Source organism: Rhodoglobus vestalii, from assembly GCF_006788895.1.
GTDB lineage: Bacteria > Actinomycetota > Actinomycetes > Actinomycetales > Microbacteriaceae > Rhodoglobus > Rhodoglobus vestalii.
The window spans coordinates 1,262,431-1,280,118 of the sequence record NZ_VFRA01000001.1 but is presented as its reverse complement, the minus strand read 5'-3'; the positions used below and the strand labels follow the sequence as shown (position 1 = coordinate 1,280,118).

16 protein-coding genes, 2 tRNA genes and 2 pseudogenes are annotated in these 17,688 nt (G+C 60.1%); 13 read left to right on the top strand and 7 right to left on the bottom strand.

Features of this window, described 5'->3' with window-relative positions:
* Window positions 1–6: 6 nt before the first annotated feature.
* From lplAB to FB472_RS06165, 3 genes are read left to right on the top strand one after another with little or no spacing between them, the layout of a single operon-like run.
* The gene (gene lplAB, locus FB472_RS06175) at window positions 7–1,056 is read left to right on the top strand and encodes a lipoate-protein ligase LplAB (protein ID WP_141990163.1); all 1,050 of its coding nucleotides are present in this window, start codon (window positions 7–9) and stop codon (window positions 1,054–1,056) included.
* Window positions 1,035–2,093, top strand: coding sequence for a FecCD family ABC transporter permease (locus tag FB472_RS06170; RefSeq protein WP_141990162.1), 1,059 nt, complete (start codon window positions 1,035–1,037; stop codon window positions 2,091–2,093). The genes lplAB and FB472_RS06170 overlap by 22 nt, the downstream gene beginning before the upstream one ends.
* Window positions 2,090–2,845, top strand: coding sequence for a heme ABC transporter ATP-binding protein (locus tag FB472_RS06165; RefSeq protein WP_141990161.1), 756 nt, complete (start codon window positions 2,090–2,092; stop codon window positions 2,843–2,845). The genes FB472_RS06170 and FB472_RS06165 overlap by 4 nt, the downstream gene beginning before the upstream one ends.
* Here the strand turns inward: FB472_RS06165 and FB472_RS06160 are convergent.
* The gene (locus FB472_RS06160; protein WP_141990160.1) at window positions 2,842–3,126 is read right to left on the bottom strand and encodes a GNAT family N-acetyltransferase; all 285 of its coding nucleotides are present in this window, start codon (window positions 3,124–3,126) and stop codon (window positions 2,842–2,844) included. The two genes, FB472_RS06165 and FB472_RS06160, sit on opposite strands and share 4 nt — an antisense overlap.
* Window positions 3,127–3,219: 93 nt before the next feature.
* On the opposite strand from FB472_RS06160, the gene pheA reads away from it, so the two are divergent.
* Complete coding sequence (pheA, locus tag FB472_RS06155) at window positions 3,220–4,239, top strand: prephenate dehydratase (protein ID WP_141990159.1); 1,020 nt, start codon at window positions 3,220–3,222, stop codon at window positions 4,237–4,239.
* On the opposite strand, the gene FB472_RS06150 is transcribed toward pheA, so the two are convergent.
* Window positions 4,208–5,194 carry a diacylglycerol/lipid kinase family protein gene (locus tag FB472_RS06150; protein WP_141990158.1) on the bottom strand — a complete coding sequence of 329 codons (987 nt, stop codon included), beginning with the start codon at window positions 5,192–5,194 and terminating at the stop codon, window positions 4,208–4,210. The genes pheA and FB472_RS06150 overlap by 32 nt on opposite strands.
* 37 nt (window positions 5,195–5,231) lie before the next feature.
* Here FB472_RS06150 and serS point away from each other — a divergent pair, with 37 nt between their 5' ends.
* The gene (gene serS, locus FB472_RS06145; protein ID WP_141990157.1) at window positions 5,232–6,497 is read left to right on the top strand and encodes a serine--tRNA ligase; all 1,266 of its coding nucleotides are present in this window, start codon (window positions 5,232–5,234) and stop codon (window positions 6,495–6,497) included.
* Window positions 6,494–7,327 carry an HAD family hydrolase gene (locus FB472_RS06140; RefSeq protein WP_141990156.1) on the top strand — a complete coding sequence of 278 codons (834 nt, stop codon included), beginning with the start codon at window positions 6,494–6,496 and terminating at the stop codon, window positions 7,325–7,327. Before serS ends, FB472_RS06140 begins: the two co-directional genes overlap by 4 nt.
* Before the next feature lie 27 nt (window positions 7,328–7,354).
* Here FB472_RS06140 and FB472_RS06135 read toward each other — a convergent pair whose 3' ends face one another.
* Entirely contained in the window at window positions 7,355–8,674 is a 1,320-nt protein-coding gene (locus FB472_RS06135) for an aspartate aminotransferase family protein (RefSeq protein ID WP_141990155.1), read from the bottom strand.
* A gap of 132 nt (window positions 8,675–8,806) precedes the next feature.
* On the opposite strand from FB472_RS06135, the gene FB472_RS06130 reads away from it, so the two are divergent.
* From FB472_RS06130 to FB472_RS14350, 6 genes are all read left to right on the top strand, one after another.
* On the top strand, window positions 8,807–10,345 hold the full coding sequence (locus tag FB472_RS06130) for a PucR family transcriptional regulator (RefSeq protein ID WP_141990154.1): 1,539 nt from the start codon (window positions 8,807–8,809) through the stop codon (window positions 10,343–10,345).
* An 87-nt stretch (window positions 10,346–10,432) separates the two neighbouring features.
* A tRNA-Ser gene (locus tag FB472_RS06125) sits at window positions 10,433–10,517 on the top strand.
* Between the two features lie 45 nt (window positions 10,518–10,562).
* Window positions 10,563–11,849, top strand: coding sequence for an LCP family protein (locus FB472_RS06120; protein ID WP_141990153.1), 1,287 nt, complete (start codon window positions 10,563–10,565; stop codon window positions 11,847–11,849).
* A gap of 86 nt (window positions 11,850–11,935) precedes the next feature.
* Window positions 11,936–12,027 (top strand) — tRNA-Ser (locus FB472_RS06115).
* Window positions 12,028–12,079: 52 nt separating this feature from the next.
* Window positions 12,080–12,571 carry a hypothetical protein gene (locus FB472_RS06110; protein ID WP_141990152.1) on the top strand — a complete coding sequence of 164 codons (492 nt, stop codon included), beginning with the start codon at window positions 12,080–12,082 and terminating at the stop codon, window positions 12,569–12,571.
* Window positions 12,572–12,589: 18 nt separating this feature from the next.
* A complete protein-coding gene (locus tag FB472_RS14350) occupies window positions 12,590–12,790 on the top strand; it encodes a hypothetical protein (RefSeq protein WP_246078110.1) in 201 nt (66 codons plus the stop codon).
* On the opposite strand, the pseudogene FB472_RS14640 reads toward FB472_RS14350, so the two are convergent.
* Window positions 12,737–13,219 (bottom strand): annotated as a pseudogene (locus tag FB472_RS14640) (recombinase family protein); the annotation flags it as partial. The gene FB472_RS14350 and the pseudogene FB472_RS14640 sit on opposite strands and share 54 nt — an antisense overlap.
* Between FB472_RS14640 and FB472_RS13990 the strand changes: the two are divergent.
* Window positions 13,148–13,297: a hypothetical protein gene (locus tag FB472_RS13990; RefSeq protein WP_170192033.1), complete on the top strand. Its 150-nt coding sequence runs from the start codon at window positions 13,148–13,150 to the stop codon at window positions 13,295–13,297. The pseudogene FB472_RS14640 and the gene FB472_RS13990 sit on opposite strands and share 72 nt — an antisense overlap.
* 9 nt (window positions 13,298–13,306) lie before the next feature.
* Here FB472_RS13990 and FB472_RS14635 read toward each other — a convergent pair.
* The 3 genes and pseudogenes from FB472_RS14635 to FB472_RS14165 form a co-directional block, all read right to left on the bottom strand.
* A pseudogene (locus FB472_RS14635) lies at window positions 13,307–13,777 on the bottom strand (recombinase family protein); the annotation flags it as partial.
* A gap of 451 nt (window positions 13,778–14,228) precedes the next feature.
* Window positions 14,229–14,804 (bottom strand): hypothetical protein, encoded by a 576-nt coding sequence (locus tag FB472_RS06095; protein WP_141990151.1) that lies wholly within the window; start codon window positions 14,802–14,804, stop codon window positions 14,229–14,231.
* Between the two features lie 22 nt (window positions 14,805–14,826).
* On the bottom strand, window positions 14,827–17,355 hold the full coding sequence (locus tag FB472_RS14165; RefSeq protein ID WP_215730391.1) for a TrbL/VirB6 family protein: 2,529 nt from the start codon (window positions 17,353–17,355) through the stop codon (window positions 14,827–14,829).
* Between the last annotated feature and the right edge of the window lie 333 nt (window positions 17,356–17,688).

Genomic DNA, 17,688 nt, shown 5'->3' with positions numbered 1-17,688 from the left:
TAAGTAATGCACGGTGAATTCAAAGTGCCCGGCGGAAAGCTCGTAGTGGTCGATCTGGATGTCGTTGATGACACCATCACCAATTTTCGGCTCGCCGGAGACTTCTTTCTTGAGCCCGATGAGGCGCTCGGCGCCATCGATGCCGCCGTCACCGGGCTACCCGCCAACGCCGATGCCAAGCTCATCACGACGACGATTCAGCAGGCGCTGCCCGAGGGCACGGTGATGCTTGGCTTCTCGACCGAATCCGTAGCCACGGCCATCCGTCGGGCACTGCAGCGTGCCACGAGCTGGAAAGACTATGACTGGCAGATTGTGACGGGCCCGCCACTGGAGCCTCGAGTGCAGATGGCGATGGATCAGGTGCTCGCCGAAGAGGTTGCTTCCGGTCGCCGCCAACCCACCCTGCGCATGTGGGAATGGAACAAGCCGGCCGTCGTCATTGGCAGTTTTCAGTCGTTGAGCAACGAAGTCGACCTCGATAATGCCGCAAAGTTTGGCTTCGACGTCGTGCGGCGAATTTCGGGCGGTGGTGCCATGTTTATGGAAGCCGGGACCGTCATCACCTATTCCATCTATGCTCCCGTTGAGCTGGTGCACGGAATGACCTTCGCAGACTCGTACGCCTTTCTCGACGAGTGGGTAATCATTGCCCTCAAGTCGCTCGGTATTGATGCCAGCTATCAGCCCCTCAACGACATCACGAGCCCCTCTGGCAAGATTGGGGGAGCCGCCCAGAAACGCCTCGGTGCCGGTGCGGTACTCCATCACGTCACCATGAGCTACGACATGGATGGCGAAAAAATGGTGCAGGTGTTGCGCATCGGGCGCGAAAAAATGAGCGACAAGGGAACCAAGTCCGCCGCAAAGCGCGTCGACCCGCTGCGCCGCCAGACAGGAATGGAACGCGCCGAGATTGTGGACCGCATGGTGGAAACGTTCCGCGGGCTCTACGGTGCCACCGAGAGTAAAATAACGAGCGACGAACTGGCCCGCGCTGAAGAACTCGTTGCCGAGAAGTTCGGTACCGAGGAGTGGCTGCAGCGCGTTCCGTGAACCACACCCTTCGCGGCCTCACCCTCACCCTCACCCTCGCTGCCCTCCTCCTGGGCGGCATCGTGGCGTCGGCAGTGCTCGGGCAACTCTCCGTGAATCCGGCCGAAGTTGGCGGCTCCCTTCTTCGCGCCATCGGCATCCAGAACGCCTGGGCCCCCACCGATTCGATCGTGGAATCCACACTGTGGGTGGTGCGCTTTCCCCGCATCGCGATGGCCCTGCTGGTGGGCGCCGCACTGGCCGTTGCCGGTGCCGTCATGCAAGCGATTTTTGGTAACCCGCTGGCTGAACCCGGCGTCGTTGGGGTGTCATCCGGTGCCGCCCTGGGGGCCGCAACCGCCATTGTGGTGGGTGTTGCCGCGCTCGGTGATGGCGCGATCGCCCTGTTTGCCTTTGTGGGCGGGCTCCTAGCAACCCTGCTGGTGTATTTTGTGTCGCGAGCCAATGGCCGCACCGAAGTGGTCACCCTGCTGCTGACCGGGATCGCCGTCAACGCCTTCGCGGGTGCCGGGTTAGCGTTCCTACTTTTTGTTGCCGATTCGGGGAGCCGTGAACAGATCGTGTTCTGGCAACTCGGCTCGCTCAACGGTTCGAGGTGGAGCGAAGTGCTTATTGTCGCCCCCGTGACAGCGATCGGACTTGTCGCCGCCGTGGTGCTTGCCCGACCTTTCGACCTACTGGCACTGGGGGAGCGAAATGCCCGTCATCTTGGGGTCAACGTCGAACGACTGCGCATCGTCTCGATCATCATGGTTGCGCTCCTCACGGGCGTCGCCGTAGCTTTTTGCGGAATCATCGCCTTCGTCGGGCTCGTCGTACCGCACGCGATGCGCATGGTTATTGGCCCAGCCCACCGCCAGCTGATTGTTGCCAGCGCGGTGGGCGGCGGCGTGCTCTTAGTGTTCTCTGACCTCCTCGCCCGCTCCGTTGTGCCGGGTGGAGACCTTCCGATTGGTTTGCTCACCTCACTGATCGGTGGCCCATTCTTCTTCTACCTGCTCTTTCGCCAACGCAACCGCAGCGGAGGTTGGGCATGATCAGCGCACGCAACGTAGGCGTTCGGCTTGACTCCCGTGACATCCTCAACGGGGTGAGCCTGGATGTGCAGCGCGGCGAAGTGCTGGCACTCGTTGGGCCCAACGGCGCCGGAAAGTCGATACTGCTCTCGGTGTTGAGCGGCGACCGCAAGCCTGACAGCGGCTCCGTGACCCTGGACGGTCGGGATGTGGGCAGCATTCGCCACTGGGAGCTTGCCCGGCTGCGTGCCGTACTCACTCAAGAGAACAGTGTCAGCTTTCCGTTTCGCGTTTCGGAGGTGGTGGCGATGGGCCGCAGCCCGTGGGCGCGTTCGGGTGAAAGCCGCGATGACGTGGCTGTGGTGAATGCTGCGTTGGAAGCGACGGATGTTGCCCACCTGAGTGCACGTCGCTACACGGCACTGTCGGGCGGCGAAAAGGCGCGAGTCTCGCTCGCACGAGTACTTGCCCAAGCGACCCCCGTGGTGTTTCTCGATGAGCCCACTGCGGCCCTCGATCTGCGCCACCAAGAAGACGTGATGCGGGTTGCCAGAGCGATGGCTGACGATAATCGGGCGGTGGTCATTGTGCTTCACGACCTGAGCTTGGCGGGGGCCTACTCCGACCGGCTGGCCCTAGTGGCTCACGGCGCGCTAGACGCAATCGGCACCCCCGCCGAGGTGCTCACCGCCGAGCGGGTAGAACGCGTCTATGGCCTACCGGTTGACCTGCATGACGTTGCCGGGCATCCGGTGGTTGTGCCTCGTCGCTAACGACGGAGCAGGTCGCCGTACTCGGGGTTATCGGCGATGAAGCGGTCGATGAATTCGCACTTTGACACAACACGGGCTTCGCTCTCGGCACGCACAAGGTTGAGTGCTCCGCGGGCGAGTTCGCCGCCGCGGCCCTGACCGCGGAACGTGGGGTCAATCTCGGTGTGCACAAACACGATTTCGTCGTCACGCAGTTGGTAGTCGGCTACGCCCGCCTGCACACCATCAACAAGCAACTCATAGCGGTTCATTGTGGGGTCGTGGATTACTTCGCTGGCCATGGTTCAAGCGTACTCTCGCTTCTGCTCGGCCACGAGCGGCAGTGATCGTCGAAACGTTTTCGCTGGTTATCGTTGGCACCCTAAACTCGTGTCATGACCTCGACGCCCAACACTGCCCCGGCCAATACAACCCCGGCCAGTTACAGTTATTTGGGGCCTGCGGGAACGTTTACAGAGGCGGCCCTTAAACAGGTTCCCGCTGCTGTGGGGGCGCGCTGGAAGAGTGTCAACAATGTGGGTGAAGCGCTCGATGATGTGACAACCGGTCGCAGCATTGCCGCGATGATTGCGATTGAGAACTCGATCGAGGGTGGCGTCAGCGCCACCCAGGATGCTCTCACCACCGTGCCCAATCTGCGCATTGTTGGCGAATATTTGGTGCCGGTGAACTTTGTTCTGGTCACTCGACCGGGAGTTGCCCTCGCAGGCGTGACGGTGGTGAACGCGCATCCGGTCGCCTACGCCCAGACGCGCCGCTGGCTCGACGCACACCTCCCGAGCCACGAACACGTACCGGCCAGCTCAAATGTTGCGGCTGCCGCAACCCTTCTCGAGACGAAGCAGGCGGATGCCGCTGTGGCCCCGCCCGGCATCACCGAGCACTACGATCTCGATGTTGTGGCAACCGAGATTGGCAACAATAAGAACGCGGTCACCCGTTTTGTTCTTGTCACTTCTCGCACCGAGCTGCCCGAGCCGACCGGCGCAGACAAGACGAGCATCATCGTCGAACTACCCGATGATGCCCCTGGTCGGCTCTTGGAGATGCTCGAACAGTTCGCCGCCCGCGGGGTGAACATGAGTCTTATTGAGTCGCGACCGATTGGTGACGCTCTGGGCCGCTACCGTTTCGTCATCGACTTGGAAGGTCACATCCGTGATGAGCGCGTGGCGGATGCACTGTTGGGGCTCAAGCGATTCAGCCCCAATGTGATCTTTCTCGGCAGTTACCCGCGCGCAGACAAACTGGCCACGACAGTCACGCCCCGCTACGACAACGACGTGTTCGTTGAGGCACGCGACTGGTTGCGGGCAATCACCACGAGCGAGCCTTCGGCTGCCGCGAGCGAGCCTTCGGCCACTATGAACGAGGCTTCGATACCCGAACAATAAGGGCGCCGGGGTCAACCCAGGCGCGGACAGATTTGGCGAGACCGAATTCGTCGCCGTCGAGTTGAAACTCTTCCGGACTATCGACAATCATGTTGAGGTCGCTGCCAGTTTCGTACCGCACATCACGAACGTCTTTCGACAGATCGATGATCCGTCGGCCGATGGCACTCTTGCGCAGCACGCCGTTCTCCCACGCGATCTTGTTCCAAATGTTCAGCCAGCCGAAGCGACCGCGCGGCACGAGTGCTGCCATGTCGAGAATCCCGTCGTCGGGTTTCGCTTCGGGCATCAGCAGCAGGCCACCGGGCAGGGCCCCACAGTTGCCGATGATCACGGTGTGAGCGCTCAGGGAACGGTTGGGGGCACCATCCACGCTGTAGTGCAGGCGAACGGGGCGCAGCTCGGGAATGGAGCGAGCGATTCCGTCAACGTACGCCAACCAGCCCACCGCCTTTTTCAGCTTGGTGCTGGTGTTCTTGATCATTTTGGCATCAAGCCCGAGCCCCGCCATCACAAGAAACGCGTGCTCTTCGTGATCATCGTTATCGCGCACGATCTCCACCATTCCCAGATCGAGGGCGCGGTCTTGGCCGTTGAAGGCAATGTCGACGCTGTCACGAATGTTGCCCGTCGGCAGGTCAAGGTTGCGGGCTAGTAGGTTGCCGGTGCCAGCAGGGATGACAGCCATTGCAACGCCGCTACCGCGGAGAGCTTCGGCCACCGCACGCACCGTGCCATCGCCGCCTGCCGCGAGCACCACCCGCGCTCCGCGACGAATCGCACTGGCCGTGACGCCCTGACCCGGGTCGTCTTCAGTGGTCGAAAACCAGATGGGTGAAGCCCAGTTCGCTGCTTTGGCGGCGGCATTGACGATCTTCTTGAATTTGTCAGCATCAACCTTCATGGGGTTGTAAACGACCGCCGCCTGAGGTTTCGCCGTTCGTGAGTTGGGCACAGGTAAACGGTACGCCATGAATCGGTAGGCTGTACTAGTGATTGACCCCCAAATTCTTCGAGAGAACCCGGATGCCGTGCGGCAATCGCAACTCGCCCGTGGCGCATCCATTCAGCTGGTTGACGACGCTATTGCCGCCGACCAGAACCGCCGCTCTCGCATCGGCGAATTTGAGGCGCTCCGAGCCGAGCAGAACAGCTTCGGCAAGAAGGTCGCTCAGGCGCCATCCGAGGAGAAAAAAACTCTCGTCGCTGAAGCCCAAAAGCTTGCCGCCCGCGTGAAAGCCGCCCAGTTGGTCTCGACGAAGGCCGAGTCGGAGTTCACCCGCACGGTGGGGGCGCTTGGCAACATCGCCCTGGATGGTGTGCCGACCGGGGGTGAGGATGACTGGGAGCTTCTCCGCGAAGTCGGAACGCCCGCATCATTCGACTTTGAGCCGCGCGACCACGCCGACCTCGGCGAACTCCTCGGAGCCATTGACATTCCGCGCGGAGTGAAAGTCTCGGGCAGCCGCTTCTACTTTCTTAAAGGAGTGGGAGCGAGACTCGAACTGGGGCTGATGAATATGGCCCTCGATCGTGCAATCGCCGGTGACTTTATTCCTCTCATCACACCAACGCTGGTGCGGCCCGAAGTGATGGCCGGCACCGGGTTCCTGGGCGAACACTCTGATGAGGTCTACTACCTCCCTGCCGATGACCTCTACCTCACCGGCACCAGCGAAGTGGCGCTCGCCGGTTACCACTCCGACGAGATTATCGACCTGTCTCAGGGGCCGCTTCGCTATGCAGGGTGGTCGACCTGTTACCGCCGCGAGGCGGGTTCTGCGGGCAAAGATAACCGCGGCATCCTGCGGGTGCACCAGTTCAACAAGCTCGAAATGTTCAGCTATGTGCTCCCCGAGAATGCGCAGGAAGAACACGAACGGCTTCTCGCATTCCAGGAGTCGATGTTGCAGGCGTGCGAGCTCAGCTACCGCGTAATCGATGTTGCTGGTGGCGATCTCGGTTCGAGCGCAGCCCGCAAGTACGACGTTGAGGCCTGGGTTCCCACGCAGGGCACCTACCGCGAGCTCACCTCAACGTCCAACTGCACGACCTATCAGGCACGCAGGCTCGACATCCGGTACCGTACCGAAACCGGAAAAACCGCGCCGGTCGCCACTCTCAACGGAACTCTGGCGACCACACGCTGGTTGGTTGCCATTCTCGAAACACACCAACAGTCTGACGGGTCAGTGGTGGTGCCTCAGGCGCTGCGACCGTATCTGGGCGGACTCGAAATTTTGGAGCCGATCGCGTGACCGTTGCAGCATCCGATGACCGCTGGCTGATCGCACTCGACATTGACGGTACTGTGCTGCTCGAATCGGGTGAGCTGAACGACCCCGTTATTGCGGCTGTCGCGAAGGTTCGGGATGCCGGCCACGAAGTGATGTTAGCCACCGGTCGTTCGGTTGCCATGACTTTGCCCATTCTGCAGAAGCTGGGGCTCAAGCCTGAGTATGTCGTCTGCTCAAACGGTGCAGTCACACTGAAGCGCGATGCGATGGGCGAGGGCGGGTATCGCCGCGAGTTTGTGGAAATGTTCAATCCCAAAGAGGTGCTGACGAGCATCCGCAGCAACTTGGGTACGGCAAACTATGCGGTCGAAGATGCGACCGGCAAGTTCTTTGTCAATGGAAAGTTTCCTGACGGTACCCTCGGTGCGCTCAGCGAAGATGTCTCGTTTGATGAACTGGTGAAGGTGCAGGCCACTCGCGTTGTCGTTATTTCACCGCAACACCACGTCGAGGACTTTCTCTCTGTTGTTGAACAGATGGGCCTCCATCAGGTCAGCTACAACGTGGGGTGGACGGCGTGGCTCGACATCGCGCCCGACGGTGTCAACAAGTCGACGGCACTCGAGAACGTGCGTTCACGACTCGGCATCTCGCGCGCACGGGTGCTCGCGATGGGCGATGGTCGCAACGATATTGACATGCTGGTGTGGGCGTCGGCCCGCGGTCGGGGTGTTGCGATGGGGCAGGCTCCGGATGATGTGCGCGCGGTAGCTAATGAGGTCACCGAGAGTGACCTCAATGATGGCGCCGCGCTGGTGCTCAATGCGTTTCCTGCGAAGCACATTCTTTAGGGCGTTTAGGCACGCGTGCCCAGTGCTTTAGAGGGCACCTAGGGCCTCGTCATAGATGGCGAGTGCCCGCGCCACCTCTTCGGGAGTCACCACTGCTGGTGGTACAACGTGGATGCGGTTTTCGGCAATGAATGGCAGCAACCCGCGCTGAACTAGCGCACCCTTCAGCTTGCCCATGTCGGCGGCGCTGAGTGGTTCGCGCGTGTTGCGATTGGCGACGAGTTCCATCGCCCAGAACACGCCGCGTCCGCGAACTTCACCAATGCACTCGTGCTTTTCGGCGAGGGCGGCAAGGCCGGGGCCGATGTGGTCGCGACCGATCATGGCAGCGTTCTCGATGATGCCCTCGTCTTCCATTGCGGTGATGGAGGCGACGATGGAGGCGGCGCCAATGGGGTGGCCGGAGTAGGTGAGTCCACCAGGAAAGACCCGCTCGTCGAAGGTTGCAGCAATCTCATCGGAGATCACCACACCACCGACAGGAATGTAACCAGAGTTCACGCCCTTCGCGAAGGCGATCAGGTCGGGTGTGATGTCGAAAGCATCAAACGCAAACCAGTCTCCGGTGCGACCGAAGCCGGCCATCACTTCATCCAGGATCACGAGGATGCCGTACTTGTCGGCGATGGCACGCACACCGGCCAGGTAGCCGGGTGGTGGTATCAGCACGCCAGCAGTGCCGGGGATGGTCTCCAGCAGGATTGCCGCGATCGACGCAGAACCCTCAGCTTGGATGGTGCGCTCCAGGTGGTGCAGGGCACGCTCAGATTCCTGTTCGGGGGAGTCAGCCCAGAACTCTGAACGGTACTGGTATGGACCAAACACGTGCACGTGGGCTCGTGCATACTCGTTGGGGATCCGACGCCAGTCACCGGTGGCCACAATCGCCGAACCGGTGTTGCCGTGATAAGACCGGTAGCGCGAAATGATCTTGTCGCGGCCGGTGTGAAGACGCGCCATGCGGATTGCGTTCTCGATCGCATCCGCACCGCCATTGGTGAAGAACACCCGGTTCATGCCCGCCGGGGTGTGGGCGGTGATCTTGCGGGCCGCTTCGCCGCGAATGTGGATGGCGTGCGCCGGGGCGACCGTGGCCATGAGGTCGGCCTGAGTTTTGATGCCGGCGATCACGGCGGGATGCTGGTGCCCAATGTTGACGTTGACGAGTTGGCTGGAGAAGTCGAGAAACTCGTTGCGCTCGTTGTCCCACACTGTGCAACCGAGGCCACCCTCGAGAACCATGGGGTTTAGGGCGCCCTGAGCTGACCAGGAATGAAACACGTGTTCGCGGTCGAGGGCGACGGTTTCGGCGTTGCTGTGGTTGCTGGTGGGGGGCGCGGAGTTCATGGGGCACCTTTCGTGGCGAGGCTAATACTCCACTATCACGCGCGACGACGATCGAGTGTGTGACATTTTGTCTAGCGCATTGTTCGCCGTTCGACATAAAGTGAGTTAACTGATCGGGAAAGAAGAGTTCACGTGCTTCCAACAATTGCGTGGCTTCTGGGCAGGAAGCAATTGCGGCTCAGCGTGGTGCGGGGCGATCTCGAACATCCACGCCATCTCGAACGGCTGGCCACCCCCATCACGTGGGTTCATAGTTCGGACCTTGACGACCCCACCCCCTTTCTCAGCAGCGGCAACGTGCTGCTGACGGATGGCGCACAGTTCGGTTTCGACGATTCCGCCGAACGTTACGACTATGAGGCCTATGTGGGGCGACTGGTCGGGTCAGAAATTGTTGGCCTCGGATTCGCCACCCATTTCCTGCACCAGGGTATGCCGGACGGGCTAGCCCAAGCCTGCCAGCGTGCGGGGCTGCCGCTGATTGATGTTCCCGACCGGGTCCCTTTTATCGCCGTCATTCGCGAGGTAGCCGATCAGCTCGCCGCCGAACGGAGTCGGCGCATGGAATGGTCAATTGCCGCGCACAAAGCGATCTCGTATGCGGCGCTCAAACCGACCGGGTTGCGGTCGATCCTCATCGAACTCGAACGGCAACTCTCCTGCTGGGTGGGGCTGTTCGATGCGACAGGAAACCCGGTTCTTGTTCCGGCCCAACGGCCCTCCGAAGACCGGTTTGCGGCTCCGGTGCGGGATGAGGTGGCTCGGGCGCTGCAGAAGGGGCGCCGGTCATCCACGAGTCTCACTCTCAACTCAGGTCAAGTGACAATTCAGGTATTCGGTCAGAGCGGGCAGTTGCGGGGCGCTCTGGTGCTTGGTCGAGGGGTCGCCCTCGATCGGGCGGAAAATGAACTCGTCACGAGCGTGATCGCATTAGCTACTCTCGCGCTCGAACAAAATCGTGAGCTCGACACCACACGCGGGCAGTTGCGTTCGGCTGTGCTCGAGTTGATGCTCGCCAGCAATATGCCTGCAGCGCGCGCCATCGCTCACGACGTGTGGGGGGTACTGCCGGTCGAACCACTCCGGGTGGTCACAATCGCGAAGCCACTGCGCAATCATCCTGTGCTCGATGCCCTTGAGTCGTTGGCGCTCGATAGTGATGGCCAAATCTTTTATGCTCTGCGGGACAGTTCCGTCGTCGTAATCGTCGGTTCGGGCGGTGACCACGAGCAGGTCGCCCACCTCGTGGTTGATCATGAGCTCAGCGCGGGAAGCTCAACCGTTGCCAGTTTTGCCGCGCTCGATGCCGCGCTGAGCGAGGCATCCCATGCCCTTCGTGCCGGAGGTCGGCGCGCGGGCCTCACCGATTTTGATGACATTGCGGGCACCGGGATGCTCGGGGTACTGCATGCGGCCGGTGCCGAGCAGATCGCACACCGGGTGCTTACCCCGCTGGTCACTTTCGATACTGACCATTCGGGTGCCCTAGTGGATACGCTGCGCGCATGGTTCGCGCACGACTGCTCCTGGGGTTCGACGGCCGCCCAGCTGGGGGTTCACCGGCACACGGTGCGGGCCCGCGTAGACCAAGCAGCGGGCATCCTGCACCTCGATCTTGAATCTTTTGAGGGCCGTTTAGAGGTGTGGGCGGCACTGCGGATGCTCGAATAACATCCGTGCCCCCATTTCGCGCCCTCTAGCCTGCCTATCAGGTAGACCCACCGGGTATCCGTTAGAATACGATCTTGCGCTATGCAAGGAGGGCTGTCCGAGCGGCCGATGGAGCCAGTCTTGAAAACTGGTGGGCAGAAATGTCTCGTGGGTTCGAATCCCACGCCCTCCGCACTGCGTGCAGCAGCGTATGTCAGGTGAGTGAAAGGAGTGTGTGATGAGTGAATTACGTCCGCGGTCAGAACTGCGTTCGCGCTCGGTTGCTCGCACGAGCCCCAAGAAAACATCCCAGGCACAGGCGCTGGCACGCCACGGAAGACTAAAGAAGCCCGGCCCCTGGGGTTCGATCGCAAAGATTGTTGCCGGCTCACTGGCGGTGTTGTTGGTCAGCGGGGCTGCGGTAGGTTCTGTTGCCTTGGACAGCATTTACGGCCAGCGCGACACCGTTACCCTTGTCGGTGAAACCGAGGGCCCGCCACCGCAGATCGGCAGCTATGAGGGTGGATTCAATATTCTCATCGCCGGTAGCGACACCCGCGAAGGTCAGGGTGGAATCGGCGGAACCACTCAAGACGCCTCCGGTGAGCTCAACGACGTCAACATGATCTTGCACGTCGCGGCCGACCGCCAATCTGCTGTCGCCATCAGCTTTCCGCGGGATATGGTGATGGGGATCCCCGAGTGCCCCAGCTCCAACGGAGACTACAACAAGCCTTTCTCCACCGAATCATTGAACACCGCACTCTCCTACGGGGGCCTGCCGTGCGTGGCCATGACGCTGTCGGAGTTCACCGGGCTCGACATTCAGTTCGCCGGCATCATCACCTTTGATGGTGTCATTCAGATGACCAACGCAATCGGCGGCGTCGACGTGTGTATCGACGGGCCCCTTGTCGACAGGTACACCGGAATCAACCTTCCGGAAGCAGGCACCTACAATCTTGCAGGATGGGAGGCGCTTGCCTTCCTGCGTTCCCGGCACGGTGTTGGGGACGGCAGTGACCTGACACGAATCAGCTCACAGCAGGTGTATCTCTCTTCGATGGTTCGCACGCTCAAAAGTTCTGAAACGCTCGGCGACTACAAGAAGCTGTACAACCTTGCGGATGCCGCCATCGCCAACATGCAACTGTCGAAGGGTCTCGCTGACATTCCCACGATGGTGTCGATTGCTCTAGCTCTGAAAGACATCCCGCTGGACCGAATTCAGTTCGTGCAGTACCCCGGCTCAACCGGCGGTACCGGTGTGTACAGCGGCAAAGTGCAGCCGAACCAGTACCTCGGCGACCAGATGATGGAACTGGTCGCGGCAGACCAACCCTTTGTCTTAGAAGAAGCAACTGACGGTACGGGCTCGATCCTCGACCCCAACGCTCCCGCGGCAGAGCCCGCTCCCGAAGCAACGGAGGGAGCTACTGCAGCACCCGTGGAGGACCTTCCGACGATCGATGTGCGCGGTCAAAGCGCCGCAACCTTCAGCTGCTCAGTCACCAACTACTACTAAGTCGGCCGCAGCTTCTACTGAATCGGCCCGCGCCTACGCCAGTTCGTCGTTCGGCTTATGACCCGTTATGATTGCTGAGTACATCTGGAGACGTCGCATAGTCCGGCCTAGTGCACCACCCTGCTAAGGTGGAGTACCCGTAAGGGTACCGAGAGTTCAAATCTCTCCGTCTCCGCCAGATTAGTCACGTTGAAACCCCCGGAAAGCGCAAGCTGTCCGGGGGTTTCGTTTTGCCTTCCCGAGCCGCAGGTGCTGCCGTTCTTGGCTCCTGTCGGGCCGTATCCGGCGCTGTCGCGGGCTTTGCGCCCGTTCGTGCCCAGCTGCCCCATCCCAGTTACGGCAGCCACCGGTTCGGCCAATTCTCCGGCCATCTGGATGCCCAAAGTTTCTTGGGTTGGGTGCGGCTCATTGTCACCTGTGAGGTCGATTGCGATGCTCGCGAACACGGCTTGGTTGAGCCACTTCCGCTGCTCGCCTACGGCTTCTTGATACAGCCTGCCAGCGTTGCCAAGCAGCAGAAGCACCAGTTCGAGGTGCTTGCGAACCAGTTCCATATTCTGCTGGCACGCAGCTACGAGCCGGTTGGCATCGTGGATCTCAACGAGCACCGCCGCTTGTCGCTGTTTGAGGTCTTCCACCGGGATGGCTTCGTCGAGGTAGGCGTCGATCAGCTTCTGCTTTTTGCGCTCCAACTTCACAAGGCGCTGGCTCTGGTTCGCTAGTAGGGATTGGTCCTGCTCTTGGCGGGCGTCCAGCTGTGCCCGGCTGAGTTCGCCTACCTCTTCAATCGTCTGCTGGGTGAACTGCACCTGCGTCTTCCAGATGCGTTCGATCTCTTCCTCTACTTTCTCCACCGAGATATACGGCAGGTCGCAGTCGGTGCGCCCGGTGTGTCGCCCGAGGCAGAAGAAGTAGCTGTAGACACCACCCTTGCCCCGTGAGTGCCCGTAGCCCATGCGTCCGCCGCAGCGGTGGCAGACCAGCGAACCTTTCAGGTAGTGGGTGTGCCTCCACGAACGGTCACCGGCAATCCGTCGCGCAGCCAATACGTCCTGGACGTGGTGCCAGGTTTCAGCGTCGATGAGCGGTTCGTGGACACCGTCGTAGATGACATCGCGGTGCCGGATCTTGCCCATGTAATACGGGTTGGAGAGCATGCGGTGGACTTGCGAATTGTTTAGCGGCGTGCCGATGTACTTCAGTGTGGTGCGGCTTTTGAGGCCCCGCTCCTCCAGCTCATCTCGCAGCGTCGAAATGCTCCAGTGGCCAGCAGCGTAGGTCTGAAAGGCCCAGCGGATATGCTCCGCCTTCTCTTCATCGAAGGCGACACCCTTGATATCCAGTCCTTCGATGCGCGTAAGGGTGTTCATGTACCCGATGGGAGCCACGCCGTGCGTGCCACCTCGCATGGCCTTCTGGGCGATGCCCTTCTTGGCTTCGTTCGCTAGGTTGCGCGAGTAGAACTCGGCCATGCCGGCAAAGATGTTGTGCATCAACATGCCCGCTGGGGTTTCATCGATCTGTTCACTCACCGATACAAGAGTTGCTCCGGCAGTCTGAATCTTGGCGAGGATCATGACGTCGTCGGCACGGTCTCGGGCCAGACGGTCGAGTTTGTGCACGACGACGTAGTTCACCCCGCCCTCAGCGACATAGGCCAGCAGCGCCTGCAAGCCATCTCTATCTGCTGAGCGGGCCGAAGCCCCAGCGTCGACGAATTCACGAACGACTTCAGCGCCAAGGTCGGACACTTTGCGCTCACAGGCCGAACGCTGGGCTGGGATGGAATAGCCCTCGGCCTCGCCGTTGCGAGTGGCCTGCCGCGAGGTAGAGACACGCAGATAGAGCACTGCGCGCTTTACGGGCACAGCCTCCGGAGCAACGCTCGCCTCGATAGTTGCGGGAGCGGGTAGTTGTTGGATAGTCATAAAAGCCCTCCTTTCTCTCGGAAACCGAGGCTTTCCGAGTAGTTGGCCTCTGGACTGTACCTCTGAAGGGCGGAGGAGTCGATAGTCCGATCGGGAACTCATCGGACACTTACCAGGGCGACCGGAAGAACACGAACGGGGGTCAGGCAATGCCGAATTGGAGATGATTCCCGGTGATGTAGTTATTGCAACAGCCGCCTGTCTACCTCGGTGAGTTCAGGTCTACAGGTGTCGAACGGCGGCACCTCCGCCTCCGCCGGGATGTGAGAAAGACATAGGCAGAATGCGTCGGAGTCCCATCCCGATTCGGGCAGTTTGCCGCAGAAGTACGGGGCAGGATCAAGGGCCGTCAGCGTCGTGAACGGACGGGCGATCGGAAGGGTGGGTGGAAGTGTCGCAACGGCGTTGTTAACGAAATACAAAATGGTTGTCGGCGACGCCCGGTTCACTGCTACCCCAGGCGCAGCCACCGGGTTAGCCGTTGCAGAATGCGGGTACTGGTTTGATAGCTAACTGCGTCGTTATAGGGCAGTACTACCTCTAGCGCTTCGATGATGCCTGCTGTCGTTTCTTCAGACGCCGGTAGGTAAACAGAAAATGGCCAGCCAAGACGTCGCATCGGAAGCAGTGTAATGCTTGGTCGCGGTGCGATTGCTTTGGTCCCGGGTAGCTCTTCGATAGTGAATGCTCGATAGTTCTCAAGCTGAACGGTTGTCTTATCGACACTAAGAGATGTCATTTTCAGCGTCCATTTTTGATCGCGAGCTCTCGGTACGTAAGTAACCAACATCGTCAAGGTCGCCGCAACGATAAAGGCCAGCACGGACCACTCTCGGAGGGCAATCATCAGCAAGCTGAACCAGGCTGCTACCAGGACGAGTCCGATAAACCACCACCAGCGCTTCCGTGGCACATACTCGGTGGCCGTCCACTGCACGGGGAGGGTGACGCTGTCACGGCCGTTTTTTGTTCTCGTTGGTGTTCGTTTCGCCGCTGGGGTCTTCGTCATTGATTTCGCTTTAGGCATGGGTGCCTCCTTTCTTAGTTGGTCACAGCGTGGTTATGGTGTTGATAAAGTTGTGTTGCTGACCGCTGACCTTGCCGTTGAGTTGGGGGTTAGTTAACACTCCGAGTGCCTGGGCTGCCACTTCAGCTAGTCGCGCTGGGGCGATGTCAGTACGGACACCGGCACTAGCGTCGCTACCAACTCGGGCGAAGCGGTCGAGAGTGTCAGCGTCTTGGCTAACCATTTTCTCGGAAGATAACTGGCCGGTGTCGAGTCGACGGGCTGCTGCGTCATCGATGTCGGCTTCGCTGGTGATTTCACCGCGAAGCACGCGATCGGCGAAATCACCACCGAGGTAGTCCGCTTTGGCGTTATGGCCGTTGGAGTGAATACCTCGCGCCATTTCCTGGCGGACGCGGTCGCTGGCACCTTTCGAGCCGATAAGAATCTGTTCTGCCTCGCGGGTGGTTCCGGAGCGCATCTTCTCGCGTACGGCAGCTTGCCGCATAGATTCGTTTGGTTTCTGCATGAGTACTTTGCCGTTTCTCCGCACTTCATTACCCATGGCTAAGCTGTGCAGTTCACCAGACGTAAGTTGCTGCTGAGTCATGAGCGCTGTGGCGCTCTTGACCGAGCGTTCGGTTTCCTCATCGGCGAGGGACGCACCGGTAGCCCCCAGCTCACTGCCAAAGTTTCCACTCGCACTGTTGAGGACACGGTTACCGGCTGCCCTTGCATTGTGAGCCCAGTTCAACGGGTTCTTATTGGACCCGCGGGAGGCACCGCCCATTCTCTGGGCGCGTCGGCGAGTAGCGGCACCTTTACGATACTTCTCGAACTGGCCCAACCGTGACCGGTCAAACCCTTTCTGTGCAGCACCCTTACCGACACCCTGTGCTTTGGCGCCGAAGGAGTTAATCGCTCCACCAAGTTTCCCAATGCCGTTGAGTGAGCCTTTCAGTAGCGGAATGACGGCGATCAGGGGGAGAACCAGTGCCATGTAGGCGGCGATCTGGAGTACGGTGTCTCCGCCGGCGATTTGCAGTAGCACGGCGGATGCGAGGATTGATGCCCCATACAGCAGTCCGATGACTGGGTAGAGCAACAGCAGCGAGGTCAGCATCTTGAGCCACTTTTGGAACAACGGCTCGGTGTTCGGCAACAGGAAGGCCACGAACGCCAGCGGAGCAATGACGATCAGCAGCACGATCAGGACTTTGCGGGCGATCAATAACACGAAGATCGTCAAGAGCACGATGATCGCTCCGACTACTGCAACGATGACGGCGCCAACGTTGAGCAAAGATGCACTGCCAGCGGCGAGCACAACTGTAGTGATTCCAAGTAGATTGCCGCTTTGATCCCCGGTCGGCGCTGCCGCACCACCGCCTGCATCCTTGACTTGCTGTGCCACCCCCTCAAGGAGACCTTTCAATGAATAGCCGAGGATATTCGATAGGTCAACGGCGATCTGGCAGATGAGAAACGACAGGTTCACGAGGATGGCCGCCACGATCACCCGCGGCAACAACTTCTTTACCCCGTAGTTTGAGATCCCGGCACTGGTCAGCTGCGAGAAGATGATGATCAGGACCGCGATGATGAACGCGACGTTGCCAATGCCCTGCATGATCTTCCATGCGGTATAAGTCCCGGTGCCGACCTTGGTTTGAACCGGGTTTCCGTTCGCATCCTTCGTCGTGACGGTGGCATTCGGATCAGTATTGACCAGGCTCGGATCGGTAGCTAAGAAGCTGTTGGCAAGGAAGCCGTAGGCGCTATCTGCCAGACCCGCGCCGAGCGTCAGGATCGGGCAAAGGAGCCAGCCAAGGCCATCAATCGCGCAGGAGCTCGCGCCGCCCGGCGTACACGGGTTACCGGCAGCATCGGTTACCGCTCCCGCGCTACACCCTGAAGCGTCGAGCTCCTCTGTGTTACCGGCATTGTCTATGAGGTACTGAATGTAGCCTAGGACTGCGGGGTCGTTGGCCTTGTCAATTTTTGCAGCCAGATCTTTACAGCTGATATCTGTGTTTTGATAGAGCCGTACGTTTGTGCCGCCGTCTTTGCCTTGGACACTCGTCGCCTTGTAGCTTTTGCCGCTTGGTGCTGAGGAGCCCGCAGCAAATGTCTGGATGGTGTAGCTGACAGAGCTAGGCAAGCAAGTGGCGATAAAACTGTCATAGTACAAGCGGTATTTTCCACCGACAGCGATGCTGTCGATACCAAGGCTGTCGTTGCCCAGTGTTCTTTTATAAAAATTATCGAGTCTACTGGTTGCATTATCCGGCGCAAAGAATCTGTTGTCGGCACCAGACGGTGTCGCTGTGCAGGTTGAGCCTTTCACCTCTCGTTTGAAGCCGAGATCGCACAGCAGCTGCGGCCCGCTGGTATATCCCCACAGGTTGGCAGCGGCTGCGATCCAGGCCTTGCCGCCTGGCCCACCACAATTTTCGACACCATCCTCGGCCTCGTTGATGACGCCCACGGTAACGGCGTTGTCAACGATGACCGCGTTGGGGGCCGCTTTAGGAGCGAACCATTCAAAGCTCACGGCTTTGGACTGAGTCATATATGTTTCTGTAACCCACAGCAGGGTGAAGTAGCCGCTGCTGGCGTAGGACCCAGTGTCCATACAATGCCGCAGCGCCTTGTAGTACGCGAAGGACCTGGCCGAATCGCCCGGTGCGAGCGTCTGTTGTCCTGGCGTACAGACACCCGTTTCGTTTTGTCCACCGCGACCGCTGGCCACCATGCTCCACGTACCCCCAGTGGACTCACACTCAGCCTGAGTGGTCGCGGCATATACCGAAGTTGTTGGGAGAAACGAGGCACCAATCGAGGCAATGGCAGACAAAACTATGACACCGGTCACGGCGAAGAGTGACAAGCGTCGTCGCGACAC

Excerpts from the sequence above, each read along its gene's own strand:
- FB472_RS06120 (WP_141990153.1), top strand. The coding sequence starts at position 10,563 with ATGAGTGAATTACGTCCGCGGTCAGAACTGCGTTCGCGCTCGGTTGCT.
- FB472_RS06160 (WP_141990160.1), bottom strand. The coding sequence starts at position 3,126 with ATGGCCAGCGAAGTAATCCACGACCCCACAATGAACCGCTATGAGTTG.
- FB472_RS13990 (WP_170192033.1), top strand. The coding sequence starts at position 13,148 with ATGCTCCGCCTTCTCTTCATCGAAGGCGACACCCTTGATATCCAGTCC.
- FB472_RS06135 (WP_141990155.1), bottom strand. The coding sequence starts at position 8,674 with ATGAACTCCGCGCCCCCCACCAGCAACCACAGCAACGCCGAAACCGTC.
- lplAB (WP_141990163.1), top strand. The coding sequence starts at position 7 with ATGCACGGTGAATTCAAAGTGCCCGGCGGAAAGCTCGTAGTGGTCGAT.
- FB472_RS06165 (WP_141990161.1), top strand. The coding sequence starts at position 2,090 with ATGATCAGCGCACGCAACGTAGGCGTTCGGCTTGACTCCCGTGACATC.
- pheA (WP_141990159.1), top strand. The coding sequence starts at position 3,220 with ATGACCTCGACGCCCAACACTGCCCCGGCCAATACAACCCCGGCCAGT.
- FB472_RS06095 (WP_141990151.1), bottom strand. The coding sequence starts at position 14,804 with ATGCCTAAAGCGAAATCAATGACGAAGACCCCAGCGGCGAAACGAACA.
- FB472_RS14165 (WP_215730391.1), bottom strand. The coding sequence starts at position 17,355 with ATGACTCAGTCCAAAGCCGTGAGCTTTGAATGGTTCGCTCCTAAAGCG.